The sequence below is a fragment of the Prevotella sp. oral taxon 317 str. F0108 genome (assembly GCF_000162415.1).
Taxonomy (GTDB): domain Bacteria; phylum Bacteroidota; class Bacteroidia; order Bacteroidales; family Bacteroidaceae; genus Prevotella; species Prevotella conceptionensis.
Map to the genome: position 1 here is coordinate 6,483 of NZ_GG740081.1, position 13,968 is coordinate 20,450.

At 44.9% G+C, this 13,968-nt stretch carries 15 protein-coding genes and 1 tRNA gene; 3 read left to right on the top strand and 13 right to left on the bottom strand.

Going from position 1 to position 13,968, the window contains the following annotated elements; genetic code table 11:
* Positions 1-125 precede the first annotated feature (125 nt).
* Together HMPREF0670_RS14660 and lptB are read right to left on the bottom strand one after the other, a co-directional pair.
* Positions 126-198 (bottom strand) — tRNA-Met (locus tag HMPREF0670_RS14660).
* A 226-nt stretch (positions 199-424) separates the two neighbouring features.
* Positions 425-1,252 carry an LPS export ABC transporter ATP-binding protein gene (gene lptB, locus HMPREF0670_RS14665; protein WP_009231925.1) on the bottom strand — a complete coding sequence of 276 codons (828 nt, stop codon included), beginning with the start codon at positions 1,250-1,252 and terminating at the stop codon, positions 425-427.
* A 328-nt stretch (positions 1,253-1,580) separates the two neighbouring features.
* Here lptB and HMPREF0670_RS14670 point away from each other — a divergent pair, with 328 nt between their 5' ends.
* Positions 1,581-2,327, top strand: a complete 747-nt coding sequence (locus tag HMPREF0670_RS14670; protein WP_009231926.1) for an MlaE family ABC transporter permease — start codon at positions 1,581-1,583, stop codon at positions 2,325-2,327.
* A 153-nt stretch (positions 2,328-2,480) separates the two neighbouring features.
* The gene (locus HMPREF0670_RS14675; protein ID WP_009231927.1) at positions 2,481-3,266 is read left to right on the top strand and encodes an ABC transporter ATP-binding protein; all 786 of its coding nucleotides are present in this window, start codon (positions 2,481-2,483) and stop codon (positions 3,264-3,266) included.
* Between the two features lie 133 nt (positions 3,267-3,399).
* Here HMPREF0670_RS14675 and HMPREF0670_RS14680 read toward each other — a convergent pair whose 3' ends face one another.
* The 3 genes from HMPREF0670_RS14680 to HMPREF0670_RS14690 form a co-directional block, all read right to left on the bottom strand.
* A complete protein-coding gene (locus HMPREF0670_RS14680; RefSeq protein ID WP_009231928.1) occupies positions 3,400-3,786 on the bottom strand; it encodes a hypothetical protein in 387 nt (128 codons plus the stop codon).
* Between the two features lie 476 nt (positions 3,787-4,262).
* Complete coding sequence (locus HMPREF0670_RS14685; protein ID WP_232213946.1) at positions 4,263-4,733, bottom strand: hypothetical protein; 471 nt, start codon at positions 4,731-4,733, stop codon at positions 4,263-4,265.
* 242 nt (positions 4,734-4,975) lie between these two features.
* Positions 4,976-5,812 carry a hypothetical protein gene (locus HMPREF0670_RS14690; protein ID WP_232213947.1) on the bottom strand — a complete coding sequence of 279 codons (837 nt, stop codon included), beginning with the start codon at positions 5,810-5,812 and terminating at the stop codon, positions 4,976-4,978.
* 514 nt (positions 5,813-6,326) lie between these two features.
* Between HMPREF0670_RS14690 and HMPREF0670_RS16565 the strand changes: the two genes are divergently transcribed.
* Positions 6,327-6,467, top strand: a complete 141-nt coding sequence (locus HMPREF0670_RS16565; RefSeq protein WP_157579674.1) for a hypothetical protein — start codon at positions 6,327-6,329, stop codon at positions 6,465-6,467.
* Positions 6,468-7,831: 1,364 nt separating this feature from the next.
* Here the strand turns inward: HMPREF0670_RS16565 and HMPREF0670_RS14695 are convergent.
* From HMPREF0670_RS14695 to HMPREF0670_RS17295, 8 genes are all read right to left on the bottom strand, one after another.
* Positions 7,832-8,578 (bottom strand): PepSY-associated TM helix domain-containing protein, encoded by a 747-nt coding sequence (locus HMPREF0670_RS14695; protein ID WP_232213948.1) that lies wholly within the window; start codon positions 8,576-8,578, stop codon positions 7,832-7,834.
* 386 nt (positions 8,579-8,964) lie between these two features.
* On the bottom strand, positions 8,965-10,278 hold the full coding sequence (gene der / locus HMPREF0670_RS14700; RefSeq protein ID WP_009231931.1) for a ribosome biogenesis GTPase Der: 1,314 nt from the start codon (positions 10,276-10,278) through the stop codon (positions 8,965-8,967).
* Between the two features lie 86 nt (positions 10,279-10,364).
* Positions 10,365-11,246 carry a GTPase Era gene (era, locus tag HMPREF0670_RS14705; RefSeq protein WP_009231932.1) on the bottom strand — a complete coding sequence of 294 codons (882 nt, stop codon included), beginning with the start codon at positions 11,244-11,246 and terminating at the stop codon, positions 10,365-10,367.
* 125 nt (positions 11,247-11,371) lie between these two features.
* On the bottom strand, positions 11,372-12,394 hold the full coding sequence (locus HMPREF0670_RS14710; protein ID WP_009231933.1) for a beta-ketoacyl-ACP synthase III: 1,023 nt from the start codon (positions 12,392-12,394) through the stop codon (positions 11,372-11,374).
* Positions 12,394-12,582, bottom strand: a complete 189-nt coding sequence (gene rpmF / locus HMPREF0670_RS14715; protein WP_009231934.1) for a 50S ribosomal protein L32 — start codon at positions 12,580-12,582, stop codon at positions 12,394-12,396. Before rpmF ends, HMPREF0670_RS14710 begins: the two co-directional genes overlap by 1 nt.
* Before the next feature lie 13 nt (positions 12,583-12,595).
* Positions 12,596-13,123 carry a YceD family protein gene (locus HMPREF0670_RS14720; protein ID WP_009231935.1) on the bottom strand — a complete coding sequence of 176 codons (528 nt, stop codon included), beginning with the start codon at positions 13,121-13,123 and terminating at the stop codon, positions 12,596-12,598.
* A gap of 286 nt (positions 13,124-13,409) precedes the next feature.
* Complete coding sequence (locus HMPREF0670_RS14725) at positions 13,410-13,655, bottom strand: hypothetical protein (protein WP_157579675.1); 246 nt, start codon at positions 13,653-13,655, stop codon at positions 13,410-13,412.
* A 102-nt stretch (positions 13,656-13,757) separates the two neighbouring features.
* The coding region (locus HMPREF0670_RS17295; RefSeq protein ID WP_232213949.1) for a hypothetical protein at positions 13,758-13,968 on the bottom strand (211 nt) is incomplete at its 5' end.

The following is a 13,968-nucleotide window of genomic DNA, read 5'->3' on the forward strand; positions in this document are numbered from 1 at the left end:
TAGTTTCTTAATAACCAATTGGGTTAAACAAACATCCGCCCAAACGGAACGACTTACCAACAACAGCTGCACAACAACAAAAGAAAAAGAGGTGTAAGGAATTTCCTTACACCTCTTTAATATAGTTGCGGAGACACGACTCGAACATGTGACCTCCAGGTTATGAGCCTGGCGAGCTACCAACTGCTCCACTCCGCGATGTTTATTTTGCGCCTCATTTCTGATTTGCGAGTGCAAAGGTACACATTTATCTGGAAACACACAAACTTTCTGCGAACTTTTTAGCGAAAAAGAATAGAACTGTTAACAGAATAGCATCTTTCCTTGCTAAGCAACGACCATAAACGCTCGCAAAAGTAAGAATAGTGAGCGTTGAGACAAAGCCCAACTTCCACCCCACCAACAACGCGCCACGCCCCACACTTCAATGTCCGCCCTCGCGTGCGCGACGTTCCTCGTCCAGCGTTTGGAAATCCTTTTTGCGCAACACAAAGCTATTGCTCAGATACTTCTCGCGTACGATTTTATTCTCAGCCAGCTCTTCGGGCGCGCCTTGGAATAGTATCCTACCCTCGAACAACAGGTAAGCCCTGTCTGTAATGGTAAGCGTTTCTTGCACATTATGGTCGGTTATAAGGATGCCGATGTTGCGATACTTCAACTGCCAAACGATGTGCTGAATGTCTTCAACGGCAATGGGGTCAACGCCAGCGAAGGGTTCGTCAAGCATAATAAACTTCGGGGCGATGGCCAAACACCGCGCAATCTCCGTACGCCGACGTTCTCCACCCGACAATTGGTCGCCCTTGTTCTTTCTCACCTTCCCCAAACGAAACTCGCGAATAAGGCTTTCAAGCTTATCTAGCTGATATTGGCGCGGCTTTCCCGTCAGTTCCAACACGGCCATGATGTTGTCTTCCACGCTTAATTTTCTAAACACACTGGCCTCTTGCGGCAGATAGCCAATGCCGGCACGCGCACGTTTGTACACGGGGAAATCGGTAATCTCGGTGTTGTCGATAAAGATATGTCCGTCGTTAGGTATCACCAAGCCCGTAGTCATATAGAACGAGGTTGTTTTCCCTGCCCCGTTAGGCCCAAGCAACCCCACAATTTCCCCCTGGCGAACGTTGATAGAAACATCGTTCACCACCGTTCGCTTGCCATAACGTTTCACAAGTCCTTCGGCACGCAGTTCCATGTGGGTATCTTCGTGGTTCTGGTTGTTGAGTTGAAAATCATTCGTAGACATATCTTTTCCTTATATTCTGAAATTAAAACCTTGGTGCAAAGGTAGGCATAAAAGTGGTAACAAGAAATAAAAAGCGCGCACAAGATAGCTGTTTCTATCATAATTTGCGTACTTTTGCATAAGTTAGGCGGCACCGGGCAATGTGAAAACAAATTTTCATTGCGCTCAATTGGCACTAACTTTGCATAAGTTAGGCCGCACAAGGCAACGAGAAAACAAGTTTTTGCAGCCGACAACATGCCAAACGACAAAAGAACTTAAACCTTGCCTGCCGATAAACGGAGAGTGATCGAAAGGCTTACACATTATATTATATATAGGATAAAAAATGTTGATACTCAACTATCTCAACACACTTGGGCAATACCTCATATTGATGGGCCGCTCTTTTTCGCGTCCCGAACGCATGCGGATGTTCTTCAAACGCTACGTTAAAGAGATGTCACAGCTTGGCGTCGACTCGGTGGGCATCGTGCTGCTCATATCTTTCTTCATCGGAGCAGTTATCTGCATACAGATGAAACTGAACATCCAAAGCCCGTGGATGCCCCGTTGGGTGTCGGGTTATACCACGCGCGAGATTATGTTGCTCGAATTTTCATCAAGCATCATGTGCCTTATCTTGGCCGGAAAGGTCGGTTCGAACATCGCCTCCGAACTTGGAACGATGCGCGTTACCCAACAGATAGACGCACTCGACATCATGGGCGTCAACTCGGCCTCGTACCTGATATTGCCCAAGATACTAGGATTGGTAACCATCATGCCGTTTCTTGTGATATTCAGTTCGGCAATGGGCATCCTCGGAGCCTACGCCACGGCCTACATTGGGCACATCCTCACCCCCGACGACCTCACCCTTGGCATACAACATGCGTTCAAACCCTGGTTCATGTGGATGAGTATCGTCAAGAGTTTGTTCTTCGCCTACATCATCGCCAGTGTGTCGTCGTACTTCGGCTACACGGTTGAAGGCGGTTCGGTAGAGGTAGGAAAGGCCAGCACAGATGCCGTTGTAAGCAGTTCGGTGCTCATTCTGTTCTCGGATGTGTTCCTTACACAAATGCTCAGCTAAACTTAGCCATGCTACACACCTGTAATCCACAATAAGATGGAAAGGTTTTTAGGTATCGTAAAACGAGAGGGAAAAGCCCGCCCCAATGGGCAACGGATGGCCACGAAACGGCGAAAAACAAACCCGAAGGCCAACCCTTAAAAAGCAAAAACAATGATTGAAGTAAAGAAACTGACCAAATCTTTCGAGGACAAGACCGTTCTCAAAGGTATAGATTGCGTATTCGAGACAGGCAAAACCAACCTTATCATCGGACAAAGCGGTTCGGGAAAGACCGTCTTGATGAAGAACATCGTTGGCTTGCTCGAACCCACTTCGGGCGAGATTCTATACGATGGGCGCAACTTCGTTACGATGTCGAAACGCGAAAAGGTGCACATGCGCCGCGAGATGGGCATGATTTTCCAAAGTGCAGCCTTGTTCGACTCGCTTTCGGTACTCGAAAACGTGATGTTTCCCCTCGACATGTTCTCCACAATGAACTTGCGCGAACGAACAAAACGCGCGCAAGAGTGTCTTGAACGCGTAAACCTTACCGACGCACAAGACAAGTTCCCCGGCGAAATATCGGGCGGAATGCAAAAGCGCGTGGCCATTGCTAGGGCCATTGTGCTAAACCCCAAGTATTTGTTTTGCGACGAGCCGAACTCTGGACTCGACCCCAAAACTTCGCTCGTGATAGACGAATTGCTGTCGAGCATCACCAAGGAGTTTGGCATGACAACCATCATCAACACCCACGACATGAACTCGGTAATGGGCATTGGCGAAAACATCTGCTTTATCTACAAAGGTAAGAAAGAATGGCAGGGCACGAAAGACGATGTGATGAGCAGCAAAAACCAAAAGCTAAACGACCTTGTGTTTGCCTCCGACCTGTTCAGAAAGGTGAAAGAGGTGGAAGAACGCGAAGAGGCCAACATTACCGCCAGCAAGTAATTCTGTTTATTCTGTGCACCAAATGGGTTGCTTGCGCAAATCTAGCAGCATGCCACATGCCACAACACGGCATGCGCTTTATTTTTACTCACGCCCAACTCTCGGCAATGCGCCAAAACCAATCGGGGCAACGTTAGCGCATATACCACACACCCCGATGTAACACCATAGGCACAACAACCTCTTCGCTGGTGCTGTCGCCATAGGCAAAAAGCAGGAAAACATTGGCCGAACGTTTGGCAGTATCGGCCACGGCATTTACCACACGCACATCAAGAATACCACGCCGTTCGGCTTTTTGTTGTCCCACAAACATCTTAGCGTTGTCTATCAACTGTCGGCGATAGCTTGGCGGAATGCTGTCGGGCCGATAAAACCCATCCACATAATGTTCGTATTTGCCTGCCAATAGCTGCATGTAATATTCCTTGGCCGCTTGTGCAGCAACCTCGCCAGGGTCTGGCCCCATCGAACAACCCACAACCAGCAATGCCACGAAAAAGTAAAATAGTTTCTTCATCTGTTCGCTATCCTGTTAATTTATAGCGCAAAGATACGAATTATCTATTTACAACAACGCCCTTTCAACGCTATTTTCCATTATCTAACAATGTTTTAGGGGAGGGGGGAGTACAAACCGCCATATCAATCAGGAAATAAGGGCAAAGAACTTTATGAAAAGCAACTTACACAAGAAACACACGCATTCGTCTAGTGGCAGCGGCAAGCATATTACTGCCAATTTGTTACCTCGCGGTTTATGAAAGATGTCGCATAGAATACTTTGCACCACTTGAAATTCTATCATTCATAAAACAATGGGGCGATTTATTTTCACAACGTACTTGCAGTTAACGTTCTTCTCAACTTCTAATGAGGTGTTTACTTATATGTTCCATTACTCTTCATATATCAAAGCATTATTATCCTAAACGTTTTAACAAACACGTTCAGAACCATAATGCTTTGTTTGTTGATTAGTGTAACAGAGCATCATTACTCAGAAAACTCAGTCTCTTCGTTTATAGGAGTCATCTCGTTTTGTTTCGTCACACTTATCTTCTCTTCTGAGACGCCCCCTTCATTCGATACATCAGAATAGTTTTCTTCTACTCCCTGTTCAGGCTTTTCAGTTGAAGAGGTCTCAGAGATTGGTTGCTCTTTGTTCCGTCCCTTTACTTGCCAATTTGACTTTTTTCCTTTTTTCTTCACCTTACTTGATTTTATTTCTGTATTTTGCCTTTTAGTTTCTTCATACTTTTCCATATGCTTTAAAATGACAGGGCTGAAAAAAAAGATGATTGACATAAAAGCTATGACAAAAAGGATTATATAGAGACATCCCCTTGGGGTTTTGCCCGCTACATTCCTGCTCCTTGCCAAACTACGGCATCTACCACAGCAAAAACCATCGTCCCACAATCCGCCACCATCATATTCCTTTCCACAATATCTACACTTGCTCATGATTCATACGATTTATATGTTAACTTACAGCATTTCTATCTTGACTTTTCATCGTGTTGTCTTACTTGTTTATCTGATAGAATCGATACTTCTTGCTACTTTTGCATTTTCAACCGTCTCTTATTTAAGAACAACAACACAGACAACCAACTAACCCTATATACCATTCTTTATCGCGAAATCAGGATATTGTACATTAACAGAAATCCATTTGCAAATATCCTTTCTTTCCCATAGTGCATTTACTTTATTAAGTTATTAAAATTAGAATGAATGTCATAGATGATTGCCTCAACATACCTATAATAGTCAGGTTTAGCCTTAGGGTAGGCATTGGGATGGCAGGTACGGTAAGCGAGCTTTACGCCTGGTATTGTAACCTTTGCGACATCGTGTACCGGGAACCCATCAAAAGGAATAAAGTCTTCGTCTGTCAAACCAAGATTTTCCTTGATGTAGGTATCATAACGTCCTGTTAAGAAGATAATGATGTCGGGTTGAAGTATTTCTATTTCCTGGGCAATGATACTCGACAGGAAATGTCTTTCAATATTATGAGTACAATTATCTACTGGCTTACCATCAATGGTAGATAATTTACTGATGTTATTCCACATACAAACTGTACGAAGTTTGGGATTAAAGGTGTGCACAATCTCATCAAGCTGGGACATAAAGTTATTGATACCCTTAGCATGGAAAGTGTTTTTTCGTCCTTTCTCATCAAAATACCACTTGTTGCCATTGAGCAAATAATTTGTTGCATAGAAGTTCTCATAAGCTGACATAATGGTTTCTACGGTCTCAGGTTCATCTCCTGTATAGAACTGAGATGCTGAGTTAAAGTCATCGCATCCTTCAATGCCATACCATTTGTTCGGTTCTTGTCCGAATATCATCACCTTTAAGTCGCTATTAGCGTACCATTTTTCCGTAGGTACATCCCCTTCCCATTGACAAGTTGACAACAGGAAAGGATAACCGATACTGGTACCCGACTCCTTTACTTCCTTACAGAACTTGTTCCAGTAACCTTGATACAACTGTCTCAGCCGCTCGTTTAATAATAGATTGTTCATGGTCATTTGTCTTGACAAACAATTTATGCCAACTGTTTCCCAGAAGTAAGCGGTTAGTAAATAGAAAAGCGTGGGAACTATTGTATGTTGTCTTATCTGAGGTTCTGCAATACCCACTACCAAACAACAAACAATAGTCCACGCTGTGAGGTATATTATAGCCTTTGATAAGGGTACATTAATCCCTAGCGTGAGCGTACTGCCTATTGTCTTTGGTAGTTTAAATTTTACATATTTCAGATATAAGACAATATATCAAACGCTCATTATTAAAAGTTGAACTCTTTATAACGCACACCTGCACACAGATGAACTAGATATTTGGCTACAAAGATATATAAAATCCTTATTATATGTTTCTTTTTGTACAAAAATCTATATAAGCAAGATAAAAATCCTACCTCAAAGAGCATTATTCATTATGAATAAGAGAGTTATGACATTCTCAGAAATAAGGTTATAGTCTAGGATATGTTAGCGTATTGGGAATAGAGAAAAAGACTAATATCTCGGTATGAATTTAATTATAACCTTAGACGATTTTAACCCACAGAAGAATAACATATCGATGCAACGGCGAATGATTGGTAAACACATGCTATTCTTTCTTGACGAAGACTTAAAGATGAAGTCATATCAGCGCAAACCTATGTAAAATTTTCAGCTCAGTATTTAACATTATGAGTACCGTTTTCATCAACCAATCGTCCACCCGACCGCAAATAATCGATTCTCGCGGAGGTTTGTTTTGATGAAAAATGGGGTTAGTTTGTAAGTGGTGAAAGCTGGATAAACATTGCATAAAAGCTATTATTATACAGGATGGTGGGCAATTAGCGGCAAAAGTAGTGCTATTTGGGGCAAATCGCATTGCGATTAGCAGCAAAACGCAGTGCTAAATGCTGCTAAATACAAGGTAAAATGCAGCAAAACGCAAGGTAAAATGCAGCAAAACGCAGTGTAAAACGCCGCTAAACGCAAGACAAAATGTAGCAAAACGCAAGGCAAAATGTATAATGATGCACGCTGCATGTTGGGTTTATTGGTCTACGATTGATGAAAAACCGATGCTATTAGCGGATAAAAGTGCTATAAAAAGTGATATTTTGACCACTAAAAGGCGTTTTTGGGCAGTGAAAATTTGCAGGCAGGCGACCAACTAGAAAGGCAAAGTGGTGCTAAATGCAGGTGATGCGCTCAAAAATGGCGTAAAAATAAAATATGAAAGGTTGAAAATAGGTGCAAATTGGGTGCTTTGGGGTAGTTATTTTCGCTAGAAAGGGCGGCGAAAAGAATGTGTTTTGTAAAATACTTTCACGCGTTTTAACAAAGCGAACACACCTTATCGCTGAATAGTTACTCAGAAGAGAAAGCTTAAACTCAAATTGGGCATTAGGTCGCTTATCAAATATTTTAAGCTGTTTGCATTTTTTTCCTGTACACCTCTCGTTTGCTTGTCGGCATCTTGCCTGCCTTATTCTCTTGACGTAGTCCGCTACGACTTTATGAATAAGACAAACAAGATGTTCAACAATACACAAAATCTAAGCGGCTTTAATGCCCGATTTGGATTGAAAGATAAACGCTAATGGCATTTTTTACTTAAACACAACACTGCTTAGCAACATTAAGCCGCAGTTGATGCTATAAACAATTGGCTGATTTGCGTTTAAGCATAGCATTAATACAGAATGGCAATTCTATAATATAGTTGTCCGCTAAAACTTTTATAGCATGCGGAATGGACATAAAAGTTTTAGCGGACAATAACAGAAATGAAAGGTGACACAGGATTAAAACACTTCTACCCCTAGTACATTACGAATGCAAAAGTAAGCATTTGAAAGGCAATGCGTACAAAAGACCACCAGGGGCTTTTTCTTTTCTGCCAGTGGTTTGTTGCTTGCTGGTAGCAGATTGGGAGATTTGGGGTTTCCCTTTTAAACCCTTAACACCCGCTAGAACCTGTGCTTTACGCGGATGACAGTATGAACAGAACGTACATCCGCAGCACAAGCCTTAACACTTTGCGTGTTTTCCTTGCCTTTTCTTCCACCACAGATAGTAGCCGCTGATAGGCAGGAAACCGCCAACAAGTGCGGCAAGCGCATGAAGTATCTTTGAGAACCAACCACCCCACTTGCCTGTGTGCAACGATTTGAAAAGTTTCTTTCCGCCAGGTTTCTTGCCGTCACCTTCTTTCTTTGTGTCGTTTGCCCCACCCGCTTGCGGCTGTGTTTGTTCCTTCGCTTGCTCCATCTTACCATTAGCAAAGGCATTTTCTTTTGCAGCAGTCGGTTTGTCGCCCGCTTTGGGCATCTTGTTTTCCATCTTCTCGGTGTTCTGCCCGAAGAGTTTCGACATGCCTTGCCTGTACCAACCGAACGAGAATACAGGACCAGTAATGGCCATTAGGAACAGAAACACAAAGGCATAGATGCCTAAGGACACGTGCGTATCATACACAAATCGGCGAAAGCCCTTGTTTGTGCTCACCTTTAAACGGCTTTTCAGCATCTTTTTGCTCTTGGGCCACCAAACAACAACGCCCGTTAACAACACAAGCGCCATGCACATAGACGATACGGCCATAATTACTCGGCCAACCGAAAGTCCGCCGTGGGGATTGTTTGGCACCATAAAGAGCCAGCGATGCAACTGCTTAACGGCCTTATAGAAAGGTTCAACGCCCTCTTCCATGCCCAAAAGTGGGGAAATATCTTTTATCACCAGTAGCAGAAAGCCCGTGAAACATAGAATTGCCATAAACACTCCAAGGGGCAACGCTAGCCACTTGTGGATTTTCAAACAAATTTTTCTCATATACTAAATGGTCATTATTTATATTTGCGTGTATTTAAACACCTTCATAATAGACTAGAAACAGGCCCAAAAGTTTAATTGCAGACAGAAGTTTTCTGCCAGCTAGCAGGGCTTAGTCTTTGATGAAACCTAGCTCGAAAAAAGCAAAACCGTATCGGGTTTGGCCTTTGCTGGGAGTTGGTTTCTGGTAATAAGCAAGTTATGTTGTTGGAATGTAACGGAGTTTTATGCAATGGCCTGCTGCCATGTGCGCGAGAAACAACGGCAAACGGCATGGCCAAAGCATAAAACAAGTTGGGGATACAAGCCTAAGCCGTATCCCCAACACCTTATTTTTGTCTGATAAACACGTTAATTGGGCAGCCGTGCATGTTCCAATTTTCGCGTATCTTGTTTTCCAAAAAGCGGCGATAGTTCTCCTTTACGTACTGCGGCAGGTTGGCATAGAACACAAACGAGGGTATTTGCGTGTTGGGCAACTGCGTGCAATACTTAATTTTGATGTACTTGCCCTTGGTTGATGGGGGCGGATAAGCCTCGATAAGGGGGAGCATCACTTCGTTAAGTTTCGACGTTCCCACGCGTGCCTTACGGTTAAGATATACCTGTTTGGCCGTTTCAAGCACCTTAAAGATGCGTTGCTTGGTAAGCGCCGAGGCGAAAATGATGGGGAAATCTACAAAAGGAGCCATGCGTTCGCGAATAGCATTCTCGAAAGTCTTTATCACCTTTTGGTCTTTATCGGGCACCAAGTCCCACTTGTTAACCACCACAACCAGCGACTTTTGGTTTTTCTGAATAAGCTGGAAGATGTTCATGTCCTGCGATTCGATGCCGCGCGTGGCATCAATCATCAGAATACAAACGTCGCTATGCTCGATGGCACGTATCGAACGCATTACGCTATAAAACTCCAAATCTTCGGTAACCTTGTTTTTTCGGCGTATCCCGGCCGTATCAACAAGGTAGAAGTCGAAACCAAACTTATCGAAACGCGTATAAATGCTGTCGCGTGTTGTACCTGCAATCTCGGTAACGATGTTGCGGTCTTCGCCTATAAAGGCGTTGACGATGCTGCTTTTGCCTGCATTAGGCCTACCCACCACAGCAAAACGAGGTATGCCATCTTCAACATTTTCGTTTTCGCCTGGTTTTAGTTGCGCAATAACAGCGTCGAGCAAGTCGCCCGTTCCACTACCTGTTGCCGCGCTAATGGGGAAAGGGTCGCCCAGACCCAACGAGTAAAACGCAGGTGCCTCGTAAATCTGCTCGTTGTTGTCGGCCTTATTTACCACCAACACCACGGGCACCTTGGTTCGCCTGAGTATCTGCGCCACATCCTCATCGAGGTCGGTTACGCCCGTGTTCACGTCTACCAAGAACAGCACCAAGTCGGCCTCTTCGGTAGCCACGAGCACCTGTCGGCGAATGGCATCTTCGAAGATGTCGTCCGAGTTGACCACCCATCCGCCCGTGTCTACAACCGAGAACTCGCGCCCAGCCCAGTCGCACTTGCCGTATTGACGGTCGCGCGTGGTGCCAGCGGTATCGCTAACGATGGCGCTACGGGTTTTTGTAAGCCTATTAAATAAGGTGGACTTGCCCACATTGGGGCGTCCCACGATAGCTACTAAGTTTGCCATAAATGTAAATTCTTAATCGTCGAAAAAGCGTGTTAGCGTGCCATGCGGGGCCAAATTCGGCTTACACGTGGCTCACGAGAAACGTCTTATTCGGGGTTATAGCCAAAACTGTCGAGTTCTTTCTTCGAGCTTCGCCAGTCTTTATCAACTTTCACGAAGGTTTCGAGGTACACCTCTTTGTCGAAAAACCTTTCCAACGTTTTTCGTGCCTCCGAAGAAACCTTCTTCAACGCCACGCCCTGATGCCCGATAACGATGCCTTTTTGACTTTCGCGCTCAACGTATATAACGGCGTTGATGTGTATTTTCTTTTCTGTTTCCTTAAATCGCTCGACCTTAACCTCCACCGAATAGGGTATTTCCTTATCGTAATAGAGCAGTATTTTCTCGCGAATTATCTCGCTAACGAAGAAACGCGCAGGCTTATCCGTTAGCTGATCCTTGTCGAAATAGGGCGGCGATTCGGGCAACAGCTCTTGTATTCGGCGCAGTAGGAGGTCGGTTCCGAACTTGTTTTTGGCCGAAATGGGCAATATCTCGGCCTTGGGCAGCAACGCGTGCCATCGCTCCACAATGTCGCCGAGAGTTTTTTGGTCGCTCTCGTCAATCTTATTGATGAGCAACAGCACGGGAATCTTCATGCCCCGCACCTTCTCCAAGAAGTCGGCGTTCTTCTCTGGGTCTTCCACCACGTCGGTAACGTACAGCAACACGTCTGCATCGCTAAGTGCCGACACCGAGAAAGCCAGCATCGACTCTTGCAACTTGTAGTTGGGTTTGAGCACACCGGGCGTGTCCGAGAACACAATCTGCATCTCAGGGGTGTTCACAATGCCCATTATTCTGTGCCGCGTGGTTTGCGCCTTGAAGGTGGCTATGGAGATACGCTCGCCCACCAGCTGGTTCATCAGCGTGCTTTTGCCCACGTTCGGGTTGCCAACGATGTTTACAAATCCTGCTTTGTGCATGTTTGTTGCTGTGATAAAGGTGTTTGTTTAGAGCTTGGATAAAGCTCAAAAAGACGCATCTTAAGAAATTAAGGATGCGTCTTCTTTGTTATTATTCAATTAAAGTTGGGGCAAACGTGCCGTTTTTACTTTCCTTGTTCGGCCATTTCGGCACCGTCGTAGGCCCACTTGTAGTAAGATGCGCCATGAACGAAACCAGCACCAAAGCCAGTAAAGATAAGGTTGTCGCCCTTCTTCAATTGTTTTTCAAAATCCCAAAGCACCAAGGGCATACATGCCGCACTGGTGTTTCCGTAGCGTTGGATGTTTACCAGCACCTGTTCGGGCTGCACACCGATACGTTTACCCACCGCCTCGATAATACGAAGGTTGGCCTGATGCGGCACAAGGTAGTTAATATCGTTGGGTGTTAGTCCATTGCGTTCAATCAGCTTGGTACAATCGTCGCCCATTGCCGAAACCGCATAGCGATAAACGGTGCGGCCTTCCTGATAAGTGTAGTGTAAGCGGTGGTCTACGGTGAACTGCGAAGACGGACAAACCGAACCGCCGGCCTTAACATGAAGGAAAGGCAAGCCCTTTCCGTCGGCCAAGAACAGCGAGTCTACCAAGCCCACGTTTTCTTCCGTAGTTCCTTCCACCATCACAGCACCAGCCCCGTCGCCAAAGAGCGGACAGGTAGCGCGATCCTTATAATCGGTGATGGCCGACATCTTATCGGCGCCGATAACGATAATGCGCTTATGGCGTCCGCTTTGTATCATGTTGCAAGCCACATCGAAGGCGTACATAAACCCGCAGCAGGCAGCCGAGAAGTCGAATGCGAAAGCATTTTTCAAGCCCAGCTTACCCAGCACGATAGATGCTGTGGAGGGGTGGATGTAGTCGGGAGTGGTGGTGGCAACGATAACTGCGTCGATGCTGTCGGGGTCAACGCCCGTCTTCTTCATCAGAAGTTTGGCGGCCTTACGGGCCAGATAAGAAGTACCGAGCCCTTCTTCCGTGAGGATGCGGCGCTCCTTGATACCAGTACGCGTAGTAATCCATTCGTCGTTGGTATCGACAATGCGCGACAGCTCCTCGTTGTTAAGGACATAGTCGGGCACGTAACCGGCGACGCCTGAGATTATCGCATTAATCTTATCCATTATTCAGCAACCTCTTCCTTAACGATAGCTACCTTACCTCTGTACTGTCCGCAAGTGGGGCAAACCGTGTGATAAATGTAATAAGCACCACAGTTGGGGCATAGAGCCAGTGTGGGAGCTACGGCTTTATCGTGAGTTCTTCTTTTAAGTGTACGAGTCTTGGACTGTCTTCTTTTAGGATGTGCCATTTTGTCTTAATCTTTAATATTGTTTTTTTATTTCTTTCAGTTTCATCCAGCGCGGGTCAATCGCCTCTTCTTCATCCTCATTGCCACTTCGGTTGGCAGCATGTGCGTCCAGCACGTCTATCATTGCTGGGTTGCATTTGCCAGGCGCGTGCACATGCTTGATGGGTATGTTAAGTGCGATAAACTCGTAAACGAACCACGACAGGTCGATTACCCCAGGGTCTTCTTCCAGCGCAACCAGTTCGTCTTCTTCTGAATATTCTTCTCCAAACCTCACTATCAGCCGTTCTTTTGTGCTAACGGCCTGCTCCATGTCGTCGAGACACAGGTCGCAAGGTATGCTGACCGAACCTTCTATGTTGAAGTTCAGCTCAAAAAGGTCGCCGTTTCTTGTAGCTTGCAGCTCAACGTTCACCTTTCCTTTCCTAATTTCGGGGGCGTCGATGGCCTCAAAGAAACTATCGTCAAGCACGTACTCCAACAGGGTTTTGCCTTGTTTTAACGCCTTGACATCCAGCTTAAAGGTTTCTAAGTCACACATTTGGTGTGCAAAGTTACAAATATTTTCCGATAAGTTATAACGAAACTCAAAAAAGTTAGTGTAAGTTGGTTAGTTTTTGAGTTGTGAGTTAATGGGCGGGCGAGGTTTTAAGCCAACAAACCAAGGGAAATACAACATGTATTTCTTCACCCATCCCACTTTTTTCAGCACAACCACCCTGTCCTACCAGCCGAAAGGTTCGCAAGCAAACCGTGCAGGATGAGCCTCATACAGCGTTTACTATTACCACAAAAAACAACTGATAAAGTATATGCTTTACTAACCATTACCCATTATTCCCCTTTCTCATCTCTTTTATCTTTCTTTTATAGGCTTTCCAATCTTTCTTATTATCCCATAAATACCTTCGTTGCTTGTTTCTGAAACTTGATGATGGTGGGAGGTTGTGTGCAGGAATGAAGTCATAAAGAATGCGGCAGCCATCAGGCTCGTCGGCCTCATCAGGACTTACCCAAATCTGTTGAAAGAGAAGCAAATGATTTTTATCGAGAACTTTAAAAAATCTTTTCACAAGCACTCCCCTAAGCATGTAGTTCCAGTAAAGGTCTACTTCAATCGTATCACCTTTCATCCGATAATAGCCACCAAACCCATTGAATCCATGCTTTGAATGTTAAATTTGAGTCATTAAATCAGTATTCGCCCGTCTTTGTTCCCGAACAGAATCATTGTTCTTAAAGTATATCTCACCAAATGTCGCATCCTTATAGAGTATAAAGGGTTCTAATGTGCTACCTGTCGTCCCTATGGCTTTTACATAGTAGCCATCAATATTTACCTTTTCATCAATATGTGTATTGATGTCGGGATGAAATCTGCCTGCC

Coding starts and splice junctions, on each gene's coding strand:
- lptB (WP_009231925.1), bottom strand. CDS start 1,252: ATGTCTACGAATGATTTTCAACTCAACAACCAGAACCACGAAGATACC.
- HMPREF0670_RS14670 (WP_009231926.1), top strand. CDS start 1,581: ATGTTGATACTCAACTATCTCAACACACTTGGGCAATACCTCATATTG.
- HMPREF0670_RS14675 (WP_009231927.1), top strand. CDS start 2,481: ATGATTGAAGTAAAGAAACTGACCAAATCTTTCGAGGACAAGACCGTT.
- HMPREF0670_RS14680 (WP_009231928.1), bottom strand. CDS start 3,786: ATGAAGAAACTATTTTACTTTTTCGTGGCATTGCTGGTTGTGGGTTGT.
- HMPREF0670_RS14685 (WP_232213946.1), bottom strand. CDS start 4,733: ATGAGCAAGTGTAGATATTGTGGAAAGGAATATGATGGTGGCGGATTG.
- HMPREF0670_RS14690 (WP_232213947.1), bottom strand. CDS start 5,812: ATGAACAATCTATTATTAAACGAGCGGCTGAGACAGTTGTATCAAGGT.
- HMPREF0670_RS16565 (WP_157579674.1), top strand. CDS start 6,327: ATGAATTTAATTATAACCTTAGACGATTTTAACCCACAGAAGAATAAC.
- HMPREF0670_RS14695 (WP_232213948.1), bottom strand. CDS start 8,578: ATGGCAATTCTATGTTTCACGGGCTTTCTGCTACTGGTGATAAAAGAT.
- der (WP_009231931.1), bottom strand. CDS start 10,278: ATGGCAAACTTAGTAGCTATCGTGGGACGCCCCAATGTGGGCAAGTCC.
- era (WP_009231932.1), bottom strand. CDS start 11,246: ATGCACAAAGCAGGATTTGTAAACATCGTTGGCAACCCGAACGTGGGC.
- HMPREF0670_RS14710 (WP_009231933.1), bottom strand. CDS start 12,394: ATGGATAAGATTAATGCGATAATCTCAGGCGTCGCCGGTTACGTGCCC.
- rpmF (WP_009231934.1), bottom strand. CDS start 12,582: ATGGCACATCCTAAAAGAAGACAGTCCAAGACTCGTACACTTAAAAGA.
- HMPREF0670_RS14720 (WP_009231935.1), bottom strand. CDS start 13,123: ATGTGTGACTTAGAAACCTTTAAGCTGGATGTCAAGGCGTTAAAACAA.